Annotated in this window: 14 protein-coding genes and 1 pseudogene; 4 read left to right on the plus strand and 11 right to left on the minus strand. The window is 62.7% G+C overall.

The genetic code is table 11. The features are described from left to right. Positions 1–153: 153 nt before the first annotated feature. A pseudogene (locus H7R73_RS22650) lies at positions 154–2,571 on the minus strand (VolA/Pla-1 family phospholipase). A gap of 301 nt (positions 2,572–2,872) precedes the next feature. Between H7R73_RS22650 and ubiK the strand changes: the two are divergent. Beyond that, positions 2,873–3,130 carry a ubiquinone biosynthesis accessory factor UbiK gene (gene ubiK, locus H7R73_RS22655; RefSeq protein ID WP_010672374.1) on the plus strand — a complete coding sequence of 86 codons (258 nt, stop codon included), beginning with the start codon at positions 2,873–2,875 and terminating at the stop codon, positions 3,128–3,130. Positions 3,131–3,268: 138 nt separating this feature from the next. On the opposite strand, the gene fre is transcribed toward ubiK, so the two are convergent. The 5 genes from fre to trxA all read right to left on the minus strand — a co-directional run bounded on the left by fre (position 3,269) and on the right by trxA (position 8,539). Further along, positions 3,269–3,967, minus strand: coding sequence for an NAD(P)H-flavin reductase (gene fre, locus H7R73_RS22660; RefSeq protein ID WP_010672373.1), 699 nt, complete (start codon positions 3,965–3,967; stop codon positions 3,269–3,271). A gap of 155 nt (positions 3,968–4,122) precedes the next feature. After that, on the minus strand, positions 4,123–5,592 hold the full coding sequence (gene ubiD / locus H7R73_RS22665) for a 4-hydroxy-3-polyprenylbenzoate decarboxylase (RefSeq protein ID WP_182951420.1): 1,470 nt from the start codon (positions 5,590–5,592) through the stop codon (positions 4,123–4,125). A gap of 33 nt (positions 5,593–5,625) precedes the next feature. Beyond that, the gene (locus H7R73_RS22670; protein ID WP_103261014.1) at positions 5,626–6,633 is read right to left on the minus strand and encodes a hypothetical protein; all 1,008 of its coding nucleotides are present in this window, start codon (positions 6,631–6,633) and stop codon (positions 5,626–5,628) included. A 106-nt stretch (positions 6,634–6,739) separates the two neighbouring features. Next, entirely contained in the window at positions 6,740–8,005 is a 1,266-nt protein-coding gene (rho, locus tag H7R73_RS22675) for a transcription termination factor Rho (RefSeq protein ID WP_010672370.1), read from the minus strand. A 207-nt stretch (positions 8,006–8,212) separates the two neighbouring features. Next, complete coding sequence (trxA, locus tag H7R73_RS22680) at positions 8,213–8,539, minus strand: thioredoxin TrxA (protein ID WP_010672369.1); 327 nt, start codon at positions 8,537–8,539, stop codon at positions 8,213–8,215. A gap of 113 nt (positions 8,540–8,652) precedes the next feature. Here trxA and rhlB point away from each other — a divergent pair, with 113 nt between their 5' ends. Genes rhlB through H7R73_RS22695 form a run of 3 tightly spaced genes read left to right on the plus strand, consistent with a single transcriptional unit; the run spans position 8,653 to position 11,719 of the window. Further along, positions 8,653–9,942, plus strand: coding sequence for an ATP-dependent RNA helicase RhlB (gene rhlB / locus H7R73_RS22685; RefSeq protein ID WP_103261015.1), 1,290 nt, complete (start codon positions 8,653–8,655; stop codon positions 9,940–9,942). A gap of 13 nt (positions 9,943–9,955) precedes the next feature. Further along, positions 9,956–11,446 carry a guanosine-5'-triphosphate,3'-diphosphate diphosphatase gene (gppA, locus tag H7R73_RS22690; protein ID WP_182951421.1) on the plus strand — a complete coding sequence of 497 codons (1,491 nt, stop codon included), beginning with the start codon at positions 9,956–9,958 and terminating at the stop codon, positions 11,444–11,446. Positions 11,447–11,458: 12 nt separating this feature from the next. Further along, positions 11,459–11,719 (plus strand): Rho-binding antiterminator, encoded by a 261-nt coding sequence (locus H7R73_RS22695; protein ID WP_041214156.1) that lies wholly within the window; start codon positions 11,459–11,461, stop codon positions 11,717–11,719. Positions 11,720–11,789: 70 nt separating this feature from the next. Here H7R73_RS22695 and H7R73_RS22700 read toward each other — a convergent pair whose 3' ends face one another. The 5 genes from H7R73_RS22700 to H7R73_RS22720 form a co-directional block, all read right to left on the minus strand. Beyond that, complete coding sequence (locus H7R73_RS22700; RefSeq protein ID WP_010672365.1) at positions 11,790–12,548, minus strand: class I SAM-dependent methyltransferase; 759 nt, start codon at positions 12,546–12,548, stop codon at positions 11,790–11,792. A gap of 51 nt (positions 12,549–12,599) precedes the next feature. Further along, positions 12,600–15,167 (minus strand): putative bifunctional diguanylate cyclase/phosphodiesterase, encoded by a 2,568-nt coding sequence (locus tag H7R73_RS22705; RefSeq protein ID WP_103261016.1) that lies wholly within the window; start codon positions 15,165–15,167, stop codon positions 12,600–12,602. A 234-nt stretch (positions 15,168–15,401) separates the two neighbouring features. Then, positions 15,402–17,444: an oligopeptidase A gene (gene prlC / locus H7R73_RS22710; protein WP_042864699.1), complete on the minus strand. Its 2,043-nt coding sequence runs from the start codon at positions 17,442–17,444 to the stop codon at positions 15,402–15,404. A gap of 221 nt (positions 17,445–17,665) precedes the next feature. Then, on the minus strand, positions 17,666–18,685 hold the full coding sequence (hemB, locus tag H7R73_RS22715) for a porphobilinogen synthase (RefSeq protein WP_039041081.1): 1,020 nt from the start codon (positions 18,683–18,685) through the stop codon (positions 17,666–17,668). Between the two features lie 3 nt (positions 18,686–18,688). Next, complete coding sequence (locus tag H7R73_RS22720) at positions 18,689–19,474, minus strand: TatD family hydrolase (RefSeq protein ID WP_103261018.1); 786 nt, start codon at positions 19,472–19,474, stop codon at positions 18,689–18,691. Between the last annotated feature and the right edge of the window lie 59 nt (positions 19,475–19,533).

Below are 19,533 nucleotides of genomic sequence, written 5' to 3' on the forward strand. Positions count from 1 at the left end.
GGTAACCAAAGCGACCACCAACATGGCTCACCTAGCGGGCCTGCTGATCGGCCTTGCCCAGGGCTGGCTGGACAGGCACCACAGGCCAGCCTGAGCCGATTTGCCATAAAAAAACGCCGCCCCAAGGGGCGGCGTTTTTATTGGTCGGCCGGCTTACTGCTTGAGCAGGCTGCCGTCGGTCACCTTGACCGCGGTACCGCCGCTTGCGAAGAAGCTGCCGAACTGGGTCTGCATCTCGGTGGTGACGGCGCCGGTCGGATCGAAGTTCTCGTCCGGTGCCAGCAGCGAGCTGTGACCCCCGGCCACGAAACGGGCCGCTCTGTGGTTGGCGGCGCCGGTGGCGGTCAGCGGTTGCAGGGCCAGGACCTTGAACAGCGGCTCGGTGCCACCCAGCGGGGCGGTGGCGATGCTGTTCGGGATCACCCGATCCGACAGACTCAGGGCGCCGTCGCCGACGATTTCGGTGGCAAACAGCGGGAAGTCCGCCGCGATACCGCTCCCCAGGTTGATGGGGTCTGCCGAATCCAGCACCGACTGCGCCGCGAAGCTGTAGCTCTGCAGGGTGCTGGCCGCCGTGGCCTGGGTGGCCGCATCCTGGCTCGGCAGGAACTCGTTGACGAAGCAGGTCGGCACCGCCGTCTTGCAGTTCGGGGCATAGGCGGTGAAGGCTGCCTTCAGGGCCGCACTGCCAGCGGTCAGCACGCTCATCTGGATGGTCGGGCCGAAGGTCGGCGAGTTCAGCAACAGCGGCGCTATGCCGCCACCCGGCATGGCCAGGCCGCCAGTGTCGAACTTGAACAGGGCGTCTGCCGTCGGGTTGCCAACAGACTGGTTGGCCACCGCCAGCAGGTTGGCCCCCGCGATGGCACCCAGAGAGTGACCCAGGAAGTGTACCTTGAGGCTGCCTGCGGTGCCGATGGCGCCCTTGGCATTGGCCAGCCCCACTGCCAGACGCAGGCCCAGCAGATCCGCCACGCTCTGTTTCAGGTTGTCGCGGGCCACGGTCAGGTAGCTCAGGTTCAGGTAGGGGGTCGGGTTGTCGGAGGTGGTCACCGAGTCCATGCTGCCGGTCAGGGCGAAGCCGCGTTCACCGTGCAACGGATGATCGATCACCACCACGGCCACGTTCTTGCTCGCCTGGGCACCGGCACCAATCTGGCCAAGGGCCAGCGCATAGGCGTTCTCCTTCACGGAGGTGACGCCGTGCTGATAGATGATCACGTCGGTGATGTTCGCCAGCGGTGCGGCGGCGAAGATCCGCATCGGGACGGACTGCACCTCTTCCTGTGCCGGCAGCGGGTTGAAGCGCCCGATGTTCATCTCGGGATCCAGCGCCTTGCCGCCGGAGGTGAGGGTCACCCCGATCAGCTTGCTCGCCTCCGCCAGCAGCTCGGCCTGACGGCTCGGATCGGCGATGAGTTCGCCCAGCAGGGCCGGATCCACGCCCGCCCCCACCAGGCCGCCGATCACTTCGGCATCCTGGGCTTTCAGGGCGTTCGCGATGGCGTAGAGGCTGGGGATGGCACCGTGCCAGGACTGGGTCTTCGCCTTGTCCCAGGAGCCGGCGGTGGCCGGGGAGGAGAGGAAGTAGGGCAGCTTGACGGTACCGCTGTAGACGGTGGTACCCAAGGCCAGATTGTGGAGTGGAGTGCCGTCACCAAAAGCGGCGGCAATCGCATCCTTCTGCTCCTGGGGCAGGAAGTTCTCGGCGTCCAGCTGGGTCAGGAAGGGGCTGCCGCCGCTCACCGACAGGGTATAGGTGCCAGGCAGGCTGGTATTGCCCAGGGCGTCCTGCTTCCACAGAGCGGCGGCGTCCAGGGTCGGGCTCTTGAGCACGGATGCGGCCGCCCCTTTCACCGCCACCAGCACGTCGGCGCCGGACTGGGTACCGAACCAGTCGGAGAAGATCACGTGGTCGCTGGTGATACCGGTGGCAGCCTTGAACAGCCCTTCCTGCAGCGCAATCAGGCCGCTGATGGTCTGCTCCTGGGCGTTGCTGCCGGTGCTGGTCTTGTAGTTGCTGTAGTCGCTACCCGGTCGCAGGGGGGCACCCGTGCTGTCTTTGAGGGTATCGGTCGCCACTATCATGTAGTAGGAAGAGGGGTTGAGCGGCTTGAGCGGCACCAGATTCAGCTTGCCGGTCGTCTCGGCCACCACGAAGTCCACCCCGTAGGTCAGCACCTTTTTCACGCCGCTCGGACGCAGGGCCGCACTGTCAAACTCCAGCTCCATCAGGTAGAGGGGTGCCACGGAGGCTGCGAATTCAGCAGCGGCCGGCGCCTTGACCTAGATGCCGGAGGCCGTCACCGGCACTATCTGGATCGCCTGGGTAGTCGACCAGCCATCCAGGGTGGAGAGGGCGGACACCGGGTTGGAGAGATCCGCCGTTTCCGTGGAGAATTTCAGGGTACCGTCGGTCGCACGGGCTGCCAGGGCGCTGGGTCGGACTGCATTGGAGCCGCTCAGCAGATAATCGAGATAGCTTGAGGTATCGCCTGTGTTGTCGTCACTGCCACCACAACCGCTCAGCAGCGCACTGACGACGGCCGCGTAAATTAGCTTTTTCTTCATATCCTTATCTCTTTTATGTTGTTATCCATGATGAGCCTGACGGGGTAGGGTTCAAACCCGACCGAATCATATTAACAGCAACGCAACAATTAATAAGCCTCTGGTCAGTCATCTGATCTGATTTTTTTGTGTACACCATCAAGGAATTGGAATTGATTCCCGGTGTCACAGGGTAGCAGCCAGGGTGCATCAACCAGACCCGACCAGAGCCCGATGGGATCCATGGCGCAAAAAGCCGCCCCGATCTCGGCAAAGGGGACGATTTGTCGGTAGAATGGCGCCATTGCTTAAGGAGACCCCCATGATCGACCCGAAAAAACTGGAAGAGATCGCCAAACAGATACACAACGCCCTGCCCCCCGGCATTCGCAGCATGGGTGAAGAGGTGGAGAAAAAGACCCGTCAGGTCTTGCAGGCCCAGCTCAACAAGCTGGATCTGGTGAGCCGCGAGGAGTTCGACGTGCAGACCAAGGTGCTGCTGCGCACCCGGGAGAAGCTGACCGCCCTCGAGGCCAAGCTGGCCCAGCTCGAGCAGCAGCTCGCCGCCAAGGGCGAATGATCCGGCGTGACCCGCCGTAGATAGCACAAACCCCAGCCAGGCTGGGGTTTGTCGTTTTTATGGGGACAACGAGTTTCTCATCCCCCCTCTCTCGCAAGACGATAAGGGGGCAGATCGACGCACTGCGGTTGGCCGTGGTCAGATAAACTCGTAGGCATCGCCGAAGATGCGCTCTGGCTCGGCGCCCAGCACCTTGAACTCTTCCCGCGCGGCACCGGCCATCTCGAATCGGCCCGCCACATAGATGTCGTAGTCATGCAGGCTGACGAAGTCATCCATGATGGCCTTGTGCACCAGCCCGGTCCTGCCGGTCCAGTCGCTCTCGGGCTCCTGCACCACGGGAATGAAGGTCAGCGGCGCGTAGTCGCGCTCCCACTGCTGCATCTGCTCCAGCTCGTAGAGCCAGTGCGCCTGGCGTACCCCCCAGTAGAGGAACACCGGACGCTTGCTGCCACTGCCGATCAGGTATTCCAGGATGGCGCGGGCATAGGAGAAGCCGGTGCCGCCCGCCATCAGGATCAGCGGTCGGGGGGATTCGTCGCGCAGGAACGCCTTGCCGGCGGCCAGCTCGACCTCGATCTCTCCCTGCTCGCGCATGCGGGCCAGCACCTGACCGGCATAGGCATTCTCGGGAGTGGCACCGATCTGCAGCTCCAGCACGCCGGAGCGGGTCGGCGAGTTGGCGATGGAGAAGGGGCGCTTGTCCGAATCGCTCATCACCACCAGCAGATACTGGCCCGGCTTGAAGCTCACCTCCTGCTGCGGCGCCAGCGCCACGTGCCAGATGGTGTCGACATATTCGCGCAGTTCCTCTACGCGGCACTTGATACGTTGCATTCTTGTCCTTGTGAGGGGCCTGCCCGGCCCGCTTCGCTCATGGTTTCACTGTTTTTATGGCGACCAGTTGGTGGTCAGGTCCGTCGAGCATACCCAATTCGGCACGGCAATACCGCACTTTTGCGTCACAATGGCCGCGCCGCATCGGGGATCCCTCAGTCGAGGATCTTCAGCTCGTCCCAGATGGCATCGATCTTCTGCTTTACCGCCTCGTCCTGGACGATGGGCTGACCCCACTCCCGATTGCTCTCCCCCGGCCACTTGTTGGTGGCATCCAGCCCCATTTTGGAGCCGAGCCCGGAGACCGGCGAGGCGAAGTCCAGGTAGTCGATGGGGGTGTGCTCGATCAGGGTGGTGTCCCTGGCCGGATCCATCCGGGTGGTGATGGCCCAGATCACGTCTTTCCAGTCCCGGGCGTTGATGTCGTCATCGCAGACGATCACGAACTTGGTGTACATGAACTGGCGCAGGAAGGACCAGACCCCCAGCATCACCCGCTTGGCGTGGCCGGGGTAACGCTTCTTGATGGTCACCACCGCCATCCGGTAGGAGCACCCCTCCGGCGGCAGGTAGAAATCCACGATCTCGGGGAACTGCTTCTGCAACAGCGGCACGAACACCTCGTTGAGCGCCACCCCGAGCACCGCCGGCTCATCGGGCGGACGTCCGGTGTAGGTGCTGTGGTAGATGGCATCCCGGCGCATGGTCATGTGGGTGATGGTGAAGACCGGGAACTCGTCCACTTCGTTGTAGTAGCCGGTGTGATCGCCGTAAGGCCCTTCGGGGGCCATCTCCCCCGGCTCCAGATAGCCTTCCAGCACGATCTCGGCGCTGGCGGGTACTTCCAGATCGCAGCTCAGCGCCTTCACCACCTCGGTACGGCTGCCCCGCAGCAGACCGGCAAAGGCGTATTCGGAGAGGCTGTCCGGCACCGGCGTCACCGCGCCCAGGATGGTCGCCGGATCGGCGCCCAGCGCCACCGCCACCGGGAAGCGTTCGCCCGGGTGGGCCTCCTGCCACTCGCGAAAATCGATAGCGCCGCCCCGATGATCCAGCCAGCGCATGATCAGCTTGTTCTTGCCGATCTTCTGCTGACGATAGATGCCGAGGTTCTGCCGCTTCTTGTAGGGACCGCGGGTGATGGTCAGACCCCAGGTGACCAGGGGCGCCACATCCCCGGGCCAGCAGTGCTGGATCGGGATCTGATCCAGATCCACCGCGCCCCCTTCCAGCACCACCTGCTGACAGGGGGCCGAAGAGAGCAGCTTGGTCGGCATGTTGAACACCTGCTTGAAGATGGGCAGCTTCTCCATCAGCTCCTTGAGCCCGCGAGGCGGCTCCGGCTCTTTCAGATAGGAGAGCCAGGTCCCCACCTGGCGCAGGGCGCTGACGTTGGGCTGGCCCATGCCCATGGCAACCCGGTCCGGCGTGCCGAACAGGTTGGTCAACACCGGCATGGTATAGCCCTTGGGATTTTCAAACAGCAGGGCAGGCCCGCCCGCCCGCAGGGTGCGGTCGCTGATCTCGGTCATCTCCAGATAGGGGTCTATCTCGCGACTGATGCGCCTGAGCTGTCCGTTTTGTTCCAACTGCGCGATAAAATCACGCAAGTCCTTGTATTTCATGCAAGTACCCCAGCGGGATCAGGTGGTCCCGCATTATAACCCTGGCGGCGTATCCGGTGTACCCGTATCGGACCTCATGACGGACGAGGCGTGTCGCCGCTCCTGAAGCGTCAGCCGGTTTGCCAATTGACCCAGGAGCCTGGGCTCGTCCATCTGCAACAACAGGCCGGCCACCAGCCCGCCATACTGGTGCTTGCCGAGTTCGGCCAGGAGGAACTGCTGGGCCCCGTCCGGCAAGGGGGAGAGGCGGCTGAGCTGATGCAGGGCGGGGACCATCAGGCGGCTGTTCTGGCTGGCGGCGATCAGCAGATCGCTCGCCTCCTGCCCTGAATAAAAGCGGGAAATGGTGTGTAGTGCAGTCAGGCTATCGTGATCCACTGGCTGACGCCACAGCTTGAGGTAGAGTGCCGTCTCCCCGGTCTGTTCGATGAAGTACAGCAGCAACTGGTTGTCCGGCAGGAAGAGATTGAGGGCGGCAAGCCGCTGCGCCTCCCGGCGCAGCACGGATACCGGCTGCCGATCGAGCACCGCCAGCAGGGCCTGCTGCTGCTGTGTCAGCTCGGGATTGCGGCTGTAGTAGACCTGCTTGAAGTCGAAGCGATCCTGCTCCAGCAACTGGCGATAGTTGTCCTGCCAGGCCAGCTGCTGCCAGTGGCTCAGCACCAGCCGGGCCTCGGCGGGGAAGTCGTAGGCGGGTAGCTGTACCAGGAAACCATCCACCTTCCCTTCCACCAGCCATTGTGGCGCCTTGGCCGCTTGTGCCCGCACCCAGGCCAGCAGCGCCGGGCTCGGTGCGCCCGATGACTTGAGCTCACCCAGCAACTGGAACAACAGGAACTCCCGCTGCCCCACCGACAGGGTCTCGAGCAACGAGTCCATGGCATCAAACTGTCCGAGCGCCATGCGGCCGTCCAGGTACGCCCGATGCCCCTCCAGTCCCTCGTCCGCCACCAGGGGAGCCTGCAATTGCGGCGGGGAGTCGGCATGCACCGGGGCCGCCAGCCACAACCAACCCATCCATATGAACAACACCAGCTTCATGACGTCCCTTTCCTTGTGACATCGAGGCTTCATACTACTAAGCCAGCCGTGAAATAGATAAACAAAAACCGCGACCTGGGCCGCGGTTTTGTCATTGAAGAGGCTGTTACTTCTGTTGACGCTTCATGGAGTCGAAGAACTCGTCGTTGGTCTTGGTCGCAGCCAGCTTGTCGATGAGGAACTCGATACTGTCGATCTCGCCCATGGGGTGAATGATCTTGCGCAGGATCCACATCTTCTGCAGCTCGTCCGGGGCGGTCAGCAGCTCTTCCTTGCGGGTGCCAGAACGGGTGATGTCGATGGCCGGGTAGACGCGCTTCTCGGCAATCTTGCGCGAGAGGTGCAGTTCCATGTTGCCGGTACCCTTGAACTCTTCGTAGATGACTTCATCCATCTTGGAGCCGGTATCGATCAGCGCGGTGGCGATGATGGTCAGGCTGCCGCCCTCTTCGACGTTGCGCGCCGCACCGAAGAAACGCTTCGGACGGTGCAGGGCGTTGGCGTCCACACCACCGGTCAGCACCTTGCCGGAAGACGGGATGACGGTGTTGTAGGCGCGGGCCAGACGGGTGATGGAGTCCAGCAGGATCACCACGTCCTTCTTGTGCTCGACCAGACGCTTGGCCTTCTCGATCACCATTTCGGCGACCTGGACGTGACGGGAGGCCGGCTCGTCGAAGGTGGAGGCGATGACTTCGCCCTTCACCATGCGCTGCATCTCGGTCACTTCTTCCGGACGCTCGTCAATCAGCAGCACGATCAGCTCACAATCCGGGTGGTTGTAGGCGATGCTCTGGGCGATGTTCTGCAGCAGCATGGTCTTACCGGCCTTGGGCGGTGCAACGATGAGACCGCGCTGGCCCTTGCCGATCGGGGATGCCAGATCCAGTACACGGGCGGTGATGTCTTCGGTGGAACCGTTGCCACGCTCCATGCGCAGACGCTCGTTGGCGTGCAGGGGAGTGAGGTTTTCAAACAGGATCTTGTTGCGGGAGTTTTCCGGACGGTCGTAGTTGACATCGTTGACCTTGAGCAGGGCGAAATAGCGCTCGCCCTCTTTCGGCGGCCGGATCTTGCCGGAAATGGTATCGCCGGTACGCAGGTTGAAGCGGCGGATCTGGCTCGGGGAGACATAGATGTCATCCGGACCAGCGAGATAAGAGCCGTCTGCACTGCGCAGGAAACCGAAACCGTCGGTCAGGATTTCCAGCACACCGTCGCCAAAGATATCCTCGCCGCCCTTGGCGTGCGCCTTGAGGATTGCAAAGATAATGTCTTTCTTGTGCGCCCGAGCCAGATTTTCCAACCCCATGGATTCGCCAAGCTGGACCAGCTCGGACACAGGAGTGTTCTTAAGTTCAGTCAGATTCATAGTGGTGAAAGTCTGTAAGCAAGGATTGAAATGAGGAGACAGTCTGCTGGATTGATGCTGATCGGATTTGACTTGCCAGGCTGGTAGTTAAGCAAAGAGTCAGGCAAAAAGGTTAGCAAACGAGCGATAAACTAGCACCAATCAGGGTGAGCGTCTAGGTGATAAAACACAAGGAGCGCATTATTGCAATGCGCTCCTTCTTGATTATTACAGGTTGCCGTCCAGGAACTCTTTCAGTTGGGTCTTGGACAGGGCGCCGACCTTGGTCGCTGCCACTTCACCATTCTTGAACAGCAGCAGGGTCGGGATACCACGAATGCCGTACTTGGGCGGAGTGTCGGCGTTATGATCGATGTTCAATTTCGCCACGGTCACGCGACCTTCATATTCCTGAGCAACTTCGTTCAGGATCGGGGCAATCATCTTGCACGGTCCACACCATTCGGCCCAGAAATCGACCAGAACAGGGCTGTCGGCGTTGATTACATCGGCCTCGAAGCTGGCATCGCTCAGCTGAACAATCTTGTCACTCATCTCCAACTCCAGTCAGTAATTAAGGCTTTATTGATGGTTCAACAAAGGCAATAGTTGCCCTATTTGAAATGATCCTGTTTATTATTGCAAGCCTAACCTGATAACCTACCGCCATGAGCAAAACACATCTAACGACCGAAAAATTCGCCCAAATGGGCCTCGAACCCGAAGTTCTGGCTGGTCTGGAATCAAAGGGATTTCACTATTGTACGCCCATCCAGGCACTGTCCCTGCCCCTGCTGGTTGAAGGTCATGACCTTGCCGGTCAGGCCCAGACGGGGACCGGCAAAACCCTGGCTTTCCTGGCGGCGACATTCAACTATTTGCTGACCCATCCGCTGACCAGGCCGCGCCTCGTCAACCAGCCCCGCGCCATCATCATGGCCCCGACCCGGGAGCTGGCCGTCCAGATCTATAACGATGCAGAGAGCATGTCCGCCTCCACCGGGCTCAAGCTCGGTCTCGCCTATGGTGGCGAAGGCTACGACAAGCAGCTGGCCGTGCTGGAACAGGGCGTCGACATCCTGATCGGCACCACGGGTCGCATCATCGACTACTTCAAGTCCAAGGTCATCGATCTCGGCAACATCCAGGTCGTGGTGCTGGACGAAGCGGATCGCATGTTCGATCTGGGCTTCATCAAGGACATCCGTTTCCTGTTCCGCCGCATGCCCCCCGCCACCGAGCGTCTGAGCATGCTGTTCTCCGCCACCCTCTCCCTGCGGGTGCAGGAGCTGGCCTATGAACACATGAACCACCCGGAACATGTACAGGTCGAACCGGAACAGATGACTGGCGTGCGGATCAAGGAGGAGCTCTTCTACCCCTCCAACGAAGACAAGATGTTGCTGCTGCTCTCCCTGATGGAAGAGGAGTGGCCCGAGAAAGCCATCGTCTTCGCCAACACCAAGCACGTCTGTGAAGACGTTCACGCCTGGCTGGAGAACGACGGCCACCGCGTCGGCCTGCTGACCGGCGACGTGCCGCAGAAGAAGCGGATGAAGATCCTGGAAGAGTTCACCAAGGGCACCCTGGATATCCTGGTCGCCACCGACGTGGCCGCCCGTGGTCTGCACATCCCCGACGTGACTCACGTCTTCAACTACGACCTGCCCGATGATGCCGAAGACTATGTCCACCGCATCGGTCGTACCGGCCGCGCCGGCAGAAGCGGTCACTCCATCAGCCTGGCCTGTGAAGACTATGCCTTCAACCTGCCGGCCATCGAGGAGTACATCCACCACCCCATCCCGGTCAGCAAGTATGACCGCGAGGCGCTGCTGGATGACGTCACCGCGCCAAAACGGGTGTTCCGCAACCGCCAGCCGGTGAACCGCAACATGCGGGATCGCCAGGGCGGTGGCAACAGCAACAACCGTCGTCGTCTCCCCCGCAAGAACTGAGGGATCGGCCAAGTTGCACAACTCGCCTCTCTATGCCGCCATCGACCTCGGCTCCAACAGCTTTCACATGCTGGTGGTGCGCGAGGTCGCCGGTGCCCTGCGCACCGTCACCAAGGTCAAGCGCAAGGTACGCCTCGCCGCTGGCCTCGATGCCGATTTTCGCCTCAACCGTGCCGCCATGGAGCGGGGCTGGGATTGTCTGCGCCTCTTCTCCGAGCAGTTGCAGGACATCCCGTCCGACAACATCCGGGTAGTGGGCACCGCCACCCTGCGCCTGGCCACCAACGTCGACGAATTCATCAGCGAAGCGGAACGGGTGCTCAACCACAGCATCGAGATCATCTCGGGCGAGGAAGAAGCCAAGACCATCTATGAAGGAGTCTCCTGGACGTCGGCAGGGGAAGGCAATCGGCTGGTGATCGACATCGGCGGCGCCAGCACCGAGCTGGTGATCGGCGAGCAGAGCGAAGCCAAGCTGCTCAACAGCCTGCACATGGGCTGCGTCACCTGGCTCAACAACCACTTCGGTGATGGCGAGCTCTCCGAGGCGCGCTTCAACCAGGCCATTGCCGCCGCCAAGGCGGTACTGGAGAAAGTGGCTGCGGACTACCGTTTCCTCGGCTGGCGCACCTGCGTCGGCGCCTCCGGCACCGTCCAGGCGCTGCAGGAGATCATGCTGGCCCAGGGCAAGAGCGAGCGGGTCACCCTGCCCAAGTTGCAAGAGCTGATGGGTCAGGCCATCGCCTGCGGCAGACTCGATAAGTTGCAGCTCGAAGGGCTGGCGGCCGAACGGCTGACCGTGTTCCCCTCCGGTCTCGCCATCCTGATCGCCATCTTCGAGACCCTCGACATCGAGAGCATGACCCTGGCGGGTGGTGCACTGCGTGAAGGGCTCATCTACGGCCTGCTCGGCAACAATCACGACTGTGATGCCCGGGATCGCACCGCCGACAGCCTGATCAGCCGCTACCAGCTCGACAAGGAGCACGCCGAGCGGGTCCGCGACACCGCCATCGAAGCGTTCACCCAGTTGCAGCCGGCCTGGCGCCTCTCCAAGCGCTATGGTCGCCCGATCCTGCGCTACGCAGCCCTGCTGCACGAAATCGGTCTGTGCATCGAGTACAAGAAGGCGCCGCAGCACGCTGCCTACATCATCGACAACATCGACATGCCGGGCTTCACCCCCGCGCAGAAGAAGCTGCTGTCGGCCCTGCTGTTCAACCAGCGGGATGAATTCAAGCTGGAGCCACTGGAGAAACAGGGTGCCGTCACCGGTCGCCAGGCGATCCGGCTGGCCCGTATCCTGCGCATCTCCCTCATCCTCTGCATGCGCCGGACCCAGGGCACTGTGCCCAGGTTCATGCTGCAAGCCGATGAAGATGCCCTGACCCTGACCCTGCCCAAGGGTTGGCTGGACGAACACTACCTGCGCGCCAGCGAGCTGCGCCTCGAGGTGGAGCGCCAGCAGAAGATGGGCTGGTCCACCCGGCTGCTGGAAGCCTGAGGCGCACACCCCATGGCCGATTACCAACCCGTCAGCTGTGACCTGTACGACTGGCTGGAGATCGCCGCCAGCTGGCAGCTGCCCGTCACGATCACCGACCGGGATGGACGAACCTGGGCGGACAGGATCCGCACCATAGAAGCCAGCGATGGAGTCGAATATCTGCTGCTGGAGCGCGCTGAGCGCCTCAGCCTGGCGGACCTGGCGACCCTGGAACTCGTCTGGCAAGGGGAAGAAAAGCGGATCCACTTCGCCCCACCCCGCAGCCAATGAATAGCAAGAGGGCCAACCTGATCAGGTTGGCCCTCTTCGTTTGACGCTCAGATTCCCTGCCAGTCGCCACTCAACTCGCCAGCGCCGCCATCACATAGACGTCGAAGCGGTTGCTCTTGGTCTCGATGGCCATGCTGGGCTTGTGCTCGTTGAGCCAGCCCGCATAGTCGGGCCGCTTCACCACCACCCGCTTGTCAGCCATCCTGAGCGCCGCCGGCAGCAGGGCATCCGCGTCGAGATCCGCTCCCACCAGGGACTGGAACACCCGCATCTCTTTTTTCACCAGCGCCGACTTCTGCTTGTGGGGGAACATGGGATCCAGGTAGATGACCTCCGGCCGCTCGGTCAGCGCCAGCAGGGTCTCCACCGCCGGGCCTTGCAGCAGTTGCATCCGCTCGCGCACCCAGGGGCCTATCTCGGGATCCTGCCCCGCCCGGGTCAGACCGTCCTGGAGCAGGGCCGCCACCACGGGGCTGCGTTCGATCAGGGTCACCTTGCAGCCGAGGGAGGCGAGCACGAAGGCATCGCGCCCGAGCCCGGCGGTGGCATCCACCACGGTCGGCATGGCTCCCGACTTCAATCCCACCGCCTTGGCGATGGACTGGCCGCGCCCGCCACCGAACTTGCGCCTATGGGCCACCGCCCCTTCCACGAAGTCCACATAGACGGCCCCCAGCTTGGGTTCGTCCAGCTTGCGCAGCTCCAACCGCGATTCGGTCAGCACCAGGGCGAAGGGAGCGGGAAACGCCACGTCGGCAAGGCGCTGGCGCAGGGCGTCGAGCTCGCCATCGCGGGCGGGCACTTCACTGAAAACCTGAATATGGGGCATAACATGGACTCATCACGGCGCAGAAGCCGGCATGATAGCAGAAGCGGGGGGTCAGCTCACCGTGGTCAGATTCGCCAAGTTCATTCCCTGACGGTTGAGACTCAGGTACTCGGTCAGATCGTCGAAGGGCAGCGGGCGGCTGAGCAGATACCCCTGGGTGAAGGCGCACCCCTTCTGGCAGAGGAAATTGAGCTGCTCCCGGGTCTCCACCCCTTCGATCACCACCTGCATGCCGAGGTTGTGCACGATGTTGATGATGCCGTCGAGCAGCAGACGGTCCTGCTCGTTGAAGGGAATATGGCGCACGAAGGAGCGATCGATCTTCACCAGATCCACCGGGAAGGTACGCAGGTAGTTCAGTGCCGAATAGCCGGTGCCGAAGTCGTCGATGGCCAGCTTGCAGCCCGCCTCGCGCAGGGCATCGATCCGCACCCTGTGCTGATCGCTGGTCTCCATCAGCAGAGATTCGGTGATCTCGATGATGATGTCCGCCGGATCCAGCTCGAAGTGGCGGATCACCCTGAGCCACTCGTTGGCCTCCGGGTCTATGGTCTGGAATTCCAGGGTGGAGCGGTTGATGGACATCTGCAGATCCGGGAAGCCGGACTGCTGCAATCTGGCCAGATCCCGGCAAGACTGCCACAGCACCAGGGCACCCAGCCCCTGGATGAGCCCCGCCTCTTCCGCCAGCGGGATGAAATCCGCCGGTGAGACCTGACCCCAGTGGGGGTGATACCAGCGCACCAGGGCCTCCAGCTTGGCGACCCGGCCGCTGCGGTTGTCCCAGATGGGCTGGTAGGCCATGGTCAGCTGGCCCAGCTTGATGGCCTCCGCCAGATCGTGCTGCATCTGGTGGCGCTGGCTCACCTCTTCCCGCATGGAGGCGTTGTAGGTGCCGAGGGGGCGTCCCTGGCGCTTGGCGACGAACAGGGCCTGCTCGGCATTGCGCAAGAGCTCGTCGCTGTCGCCGCCGTCATTGGGACAGAGGGTGATCCCCAGGGTGGCGGTCACATAGAGGTGCTGGTTGGCCAGCATGAAGGGACGGGCAAAGCCGCCGATCACCTGCTTGGCAAACACCTCGGCCTGACGGCGGTTGACGATGCCGGGCACCAGGAAGGCAAACTCGTCGCCGCCGATGCGGGCCACCAGGTCCTCGGTGCGCACCCGGCTCACCAGCCGGTCCGATACCTCCCGCAGCAGGGCGTCGCCCACATGGTGATCCATGCTGTTGTTGACCGCCTTGAAGTTGTTGAGGTCGAGCACCATGAGGGCGAAGCGCTCCCCCCGCTCGCAGAAGCGGGCCAGACAGCGACCGAACAGCCAGCGGTTGGGCAGGCCGGTGAGGTTGTCGTAGTTAGCCTGGGCGGCGATCTTCTGCTCCGCCAGCTTGGTCTGGGACAGATCGCTGAAGATGGCGATGTACTGGCTGATCTTGCCCCCTTCCCGCACGGCGCTGATCATCAGCTGCTGGGGATAGAGCTTGCCGTTCTTGCGCTTGTTCCACACCTCCCCACGCCAGATCCCCACCCGCTCCAGCGCGTGGTACATGTCCGCATAGAAGGTCTGATCGTGCAGTCCGGACTTCAGCATGCTGGGCCGCTGGCCACACGCCTCCTCCTCGCTGTAACCGGTGATCTTCTCGAAGGCCGGATTGACCGAGATGATGCGACTGTCGGCATCGCACACCAGAATGGCTTCGGATAGGTTGTCATAGACCCGGTGGGAGAGCTTGAGTTGCTCCGCATGGCGCCTGATGGGATCGATGTTCTCCAGCACCACCATGAGATAGTCGGGGTGCATCTGCTCGTTGCGGATCAGGGTCACCGTCACCCGTCCCCACAGGACGGTCCCATCCCGATGGAGATAACGCTTCTCCTGGGTAAACGCGGGACGCTCTCCCCGCTTGAGGGCGTCGTAGAGCGCAATACTGGTCTGCCAATCGTCCGGATGGTTGATTTCGGCGACGGTGAGCTGTTGCAGCTCCTCCTGGCTGTAGCCGAGCATCTTCTCGATGGCCGGGTTCGCCCAGAGGATCTTGCCGCCCAGATCCACCTTGCCGATGCCCACGGGCGCATGGGACATCATGGTGTCCAGGAAGTGGTGATGTTCCGGTTGCGCCGGCTGCTCCTGGCTCTGGCGCTGCTGATACATCAGCGCCAGTTCACGACCGGCGAGCGGGGCCAGCAGACGCAGCAGGCCCACTATCTTCTCCATTCTCGGCATGGCCCGCTTGAACATGACGCTGCACAGGCCGATGGTCTCTCCCTCGGCGTTCTTGAGCGCGACGCCGGCATAGGCTCTCACCTCGCAGCGCTCCAGCACGGCGGCGTGGGGGAACAGCTGGCGGGTGCGATCGCTGAACCAGGCTTCACCCTGTTGCATGGCGATCTCCCCCGGAGTGTCGGCGAGGGGGAAGCTGTAGGCGTTGATGTCGAGGGAGGCGGGATAGGCGGCATGCACGGTAAAGAACAGACCCGCCTGCTCCTTGCCGGACACCAGGACGAAGTCAGCCCCCACCGCGTTGGCGATTTCACTCACAAAGGCATCAAAATATCCCTGACCACTCGAATGAGACAGGCTGGAGATGATTTGATAGACAGACTCGAGTGCTCGCCTCATGGCAAGGTTCTTTCTCTCCCTGGAAGGTAGAACCCGACTCTACTGAAGAGGCGGGGACAGTGCAAACATGCACTCCGCAAGATATTAAAAAGGCTTGGAAAAAGGGACCAAAAGGTCCCTTTTTCTATCAAAAATCACGTTTCGATCCCACTATGCCGCAAATGTGTACCTGCTTGAAGCTCCCGCAGTGGCGCGGCAGCTCATCCAATCGAGGCTCACTGTGGCGGCGGGACCTCACGCAGCGATACCACTGTGACGCAGCAGCGCATCCACCTGGGGCTCCCGGCCACGGAAGGCACGGAACAGCTCCATCGGCTCCCTGGAGCCGCCCTTTTCCAGAATGTTCTTCAGGAAGGAGTGGCCCGTGGCCGGGTTGAAGATCCCCTCCTCCTCGAAGCGGGAGAAGGCGTCGGCAGAGAGTACCTCGGCCCACTTGTAGCTGTAGTAGCCCGCCGCGTAGCCGCCCGCGAAGATGTGGGAGAAGCTGTGCTGGAAGCGGTTGAACGCCGGAGGCGTCATCACGGCGACCTGACTGCGCACCTCAGCCAGCAGCGCAGGGATCTGATCCGCTCTGGTCGGGTCAAAGGTCTGGTGCAGACGGAAGTCGAACAGGGCGAACTCCAGCTGGCGCAGCATCTGCATCGCCGCCTGGAAGTTGCGGGCGGTCAGCATCTTCTCCAGCAGATCGGCGGGCAGCGGCTCCCCGGTCTCGTAATGGCCGGAGATGAAGGCCAGCGCCTCGGATTCCCAGCACCAGTTCTCGAGGAACTGGCTCGGCAGCTCCACCGCATCCCAGGCCACGCCGTTGATGCCGGCCACGCCGGCCACATCGATGCGGGTCAGCATGTGGTGAATGCCGTGGCCGAACTCGTGGAACAGGGTGACCACTTCGTTGTGGGTGAACAGGGCCGGTTTGCCGTCCACCGGGCCGTTGAAGTTGCAGGTCAGGTAGGCCACCGGCTTTTGCAGGGAGCCGTCCTGACGGTAGCGGCGACCCAGGCAGACATCCATCCAGGCGCCGCCCTGCTTGTGCTCGCGGGCATAGAGATCCAGGTAGAAGCTGCCGCGCAGCTCGTCATCGGCGTCAAAGATGTCGTAGAAGCGCACGTCCGGATGCCAGGTGTCGATGCCGAGACGCTCGCGCACCTTCATGCCGAACACCCGCTTGACCACCTCGAACAGCCCCTTCACGACCCGACCGGCGGGGAAATAAGGACGCAACTGCTCATCAGAGACCGAAAACTTGTGCTGTTTGAGCTTTTCTGCGTAATAGGCAAGATCCCAGGCCGCCAGTTCGTCCTGACCGTGCTGCTCGGCGGCAAAGGCGCGGATCTCCTCCAGCTCCGCCTTGCCTTGGGGCAGGGACTTGGCAGCCAGGTCGGTGAGGAAGTCCACCACCTGCTCCGGCTTGTCCGCCATCTTGGTCGCGAGGGAGAGCTCGGCATAGTTGGCAAAGCCCAGCAGTCGGGCCAGCTCCCGGCGCAGGGTGAGCAACTCGGTCATGATGGCGGAGTTGTCCCACTTGCCGGCGTTGGGGCCCTGGTCGGAGGCGCGGGTGGTGAAGGCCTCATACAGCTCGGCACGCAGGGCGCGGCTGTCGGCGTACATCATCACCGGCAGGTAGGAGGGGATGTCCAGGGTGAACAGCCACCCCTCCTTGCCCTTGAGTTCGGCCATCTGGCGCGCGGCAGCCTGGGCGCTCGCGGGCAGACCGGCCAGCTCGGCCTCGTCGGTCACCAGCTTGTGCCAGCCCTGGGTCGCGTCCAGCACGTTGTTGCTGAAACGGGAGGCGAGCTCCGAGAGGCGGGCCTGGATCTCGCCGTAGCGCTGCTGCGCCTCGGCAGGCAAACCGATGCCGGAGAGGCGGAAATCGCGCAGGGTGTTCAGGATCTCCTTGCGCTGGGCATCATCCAGCCGGGGGAAGTCATCGCTCTCGGAGAGGGCCAGATAGGCTTGATAGAGCCCTTCATGCTGACCGACATAGGTCTGGAATTCGGACAGCAGCGGCAGGCAGGCATCGTGAGCCGCCCGCAGCGCCTCGCTGTTCTGCACGGCGTTGAGGTGGCTGATGGGGGACCAGATCCGGGAGAGGCGGTCGTTGACCTCTTCCAGCGGGGCGATCAGGCTGTCCCAGGTGTGAGGCTCCTTCTGGGCCAGCACGTCCTCAATCTTCTGTTTGCAATCGGCGATGGCCTGCGTCACGGCAGGTTGCACCTGATCGGGCTGGATCTGGCTGAAGGGAGGCAGCGAGTCCATTGTCAGCAAAGGGTTAGTCATCTGCGGTACCTCTAAATGCTCTGCAGCCCCTGCCGTCCAGAAGCCTGCTTGGACCATCTAAGATGTAGGCAGAAACCCCATTTATCAAGCCTTTGCCGCCAAGAGACGGGCTTGTTGCCCACTTTTTCAGGCATTTTGTTCATAAAACCAGCACTTCATCTGCCAGAGACGACAATGCCGGCCCGAGGGCCGGCATTGTGAGGGCATGGACACTCCCCGCCTCAGCGTCGGGCGTCCTCTTTCAACCACTGGGCGACCCGCTTGGCGAAGTAGGTGAGGATGCCATCAGCCCCGGCCCGCTTGAAGCAGAGCAGGGATTCCATCACGCACTCTTTCTCCTTGAGCCAGCCATTCTGGATCGCCGCCATGTGCATGGCGTACTCGCCGCTCACCTGATAGGCGAAGGTCGGCACGCCGAACTGATCCTTCACCCGGCGGATGATGTCCAAGTAGGGCATGCCCGGCTTGACCATGACGCTGTCTGCCCCTTCGGCGATGTCGAGGGCCACCTCGTGCAGGGCTTCGTTGCCGTTGGCCGGGTCCATCTGGTAGGTGGCCTTGTTGCTCTTGCCGAGGTTGGCGGCGGAGCCCACCGCATCACGGAACGGGCCGTAGTAGTGGGAGGCGTACTTGGCGGAGTAGGCCATGATCTGCACGTTGACGAAGCCATTCTCCTCCAGCGCCGCGCGGATGGCACCGATGCGGCCGTCCATCATGTCGGACGGTGCCACCATGTCGGCCCCGGCGGCGGCATGGGAGAGCGCCTGCTTCACCAGGATCTCGGTGGTGATGTCGTTCTGCACATAGCCTTCGTCATCGATGATGCCGTCCTGGCCATGGGTGGTGAAGGGGTCGAGCGCCACATCGGTGATAACCCCGAGCTCCGGGAAGCGAGCCTTGAGGGCACGGGTCGCCCGCTGGGCCAGGGCATCCGGGTTGTAGGCCTCTTCCGCCATCAGACTCTTTCTCTCCAGCGGCGTCACCGGGAACAGGGCCACCGCCGGCACACCCAGGGCCACCAGTTCGGCGGCCTCTTCGAGCAGCAGATCGATGGAGAGCCTGTCCACCCCCGGCATGGAGGCAACGGCCTCTCGCTGACCCTCTCCCTCCAGCACGAACACGGGATAGATGAGATCGTCGACGGTCAGTACGTTCTCGCGCACCAGGCGGCGGCTGAAGTCATGTTTGCGCACCCGGCGCAGGCGACGGCCCGGGAAGGCCCCCGGAAGAGTTGTGGCCATGAATCACTCCAAAAGCGGAAGTTGGAAGAATGCGGCGGAGGTGGCCCGGGTATGGGCCAGCAAGGCCTCGGGCGCTTCACCACGGCAGGCCGCCACCACCTGGGCGATGTGCGGCAAAAAAGCGGGTTCGTTGCGTTTGGGCCTGGGTTTCAGATCCCTTGGCACCAGGTAGGGGGCGTCCGTCTCTATCATCAGGCGACCCGCCGGAATGCGGGCCACCTGCTCGCGCAGCAGCTGGCCACGGCGCTCGTCACAGAGCCAGCCGGTCACCCCGATATGCAGCCCCAGCGCCAGGCACTCGTCCAGCTCGGCGTCGGAGCCGGTGAAGCAGTGCAGCACGGCCCCCGGCAGGCGGGGCAACCAGGGGCGCAGGATTTCGACGAATTTGTCATGGGCATCGCGGCAGTGGAGAAACACCGGCATCCCGAGCTCGGCGGCGAGCGCCAGCTGGGCGTCAAACACCGCGTCCTGCACCGGGCGGGGGGAGAAGTCCCGGTTGTAGTCGAGACCGCATTCGCCGATGGCCACCACCTGGGGCAGAGCCGCCAGTTCGCGCAAGGCGGGCAGGGTCGCCTCATCGGCGCTCTTGGCATCATGGGGATGTACCCCGGCGGTGGAGAAGCAGTAACCAGGCCAGCGGGCGGCCAATGCGGCGCTCTCGCGGCTACCGGCCAGATCGGTGCCGGTCAGGATCAGGGCTTCCACCCCGGCGGCGCGCGCGCGTTCCACCAGGTCGGCCTGTTCGCCTGCGAACTGGCTGCTGGTCAGGTTCAAACCGATGTCGATCATGGAGTCAGGGGTTCCGGACAAACGAGGTGCATATCAGGCATTTGAAAACCATCTACTCG

The sequence above is a fragment of the Aeromonas sp. WP2-W18-CRE-05 genome, assembly GCF_014168615.1.
Taxonomy (GTDB): Bacteria; Pseudomonadota; Gammaproteobacteria; order Enterobacterales; family Aeromonadaceae; genus Aeromonas; species Aeromonas caviae.

Bases quoted from the DNA above. Each gene is read 5' to 3' on its own strand.
- ubiK (WP_010672374.1), top strand. From the start codon at position 2,873: ATGATCGACCCGAAAAAACTGGAAGAGATCGCCAAACAGATACACAAC.
- ubiD (WP_182951420.1), bottom strand. From the start codon at position 5,592: ATGAAATACAAGGACTTGCGTGATTTTATCGCGCAGTTGGAACAAAAC.
- H7R73_RS22695 (WP_041214156.1), top strand. From the start codon at position 11,459: ATGGCCGATTACCAACCCGTCAGCTGTGACCTGTACGACTGGCTGGAG.
- rhlB (WP_103261015.1), top strand. From the start codon at position 8,653: ATGAGCAAAACACATCTAACGACCGAAAAATTCGCCCAAATGGGCCTC.
- hemB (WP_039041081.1), bottom strand. From the start codon at position 18,685: ATGGCCACAACTCTTCCGGGGGCCTTCCCGGGCCGTCGCCTGCGCCGG.
- prlC (WP_042864699.1), bottom strand. From the start codon at position 17,444: ATGACTAACCCTTTGCTGACAATGGACTCGCTGCCTCCCTTCAGCCAG.
- H7R73_RS22700 (WP_010672365.1), bottom strand. From the start codon at position 12,548: ATGCCCCATATTCAGGTTTTCAGTGAAGTGCCCGCCCGCGATGGCGAG.
- fre (WP_010672373.1), bottom strand. From the start codon at position 3,967: ATGCAACGTATCAAGTGCCGCGTAGAGGAACTGCGCGAATATGTCGAC.
- trxA (WP_010672369.1), bottom strand. From the start codon at position 8,539: ATGAGTGACAAGATTGTTCAGCTGAGCGATGCCAGCTTCGAGGCCGAT.
- rho (WP_010672370.1), bottom strand. From the start codon at position 8,005: ATGAATCTGACTGAACTTAAGAACACTCCTGTGTCCGAGCTGGTCCAG.
- H7R73_RS22705 (WP_103261016.1), bottom strand. From the start codon at position 15,167: ATGAGGCGAGCACTCGAGTCTGTCTATCAAATCATCTCCAGCCTGTCT.
- H7R73_RS22720 (WP_103261018.1), bottom strand. From the start codon at position 19,474: ATGATCGACATCGGTTTGAACCTGACCAGCAGCCAGTTCGCAGGCGAA.
- H7R73_RS22670 (WP_103261014.1), bottom strand. From the start codon at position 6,633: ATGAAGCTGGTGTTGTTCATATGGATGGGTTGGTTGTGGCTGGCGGCC.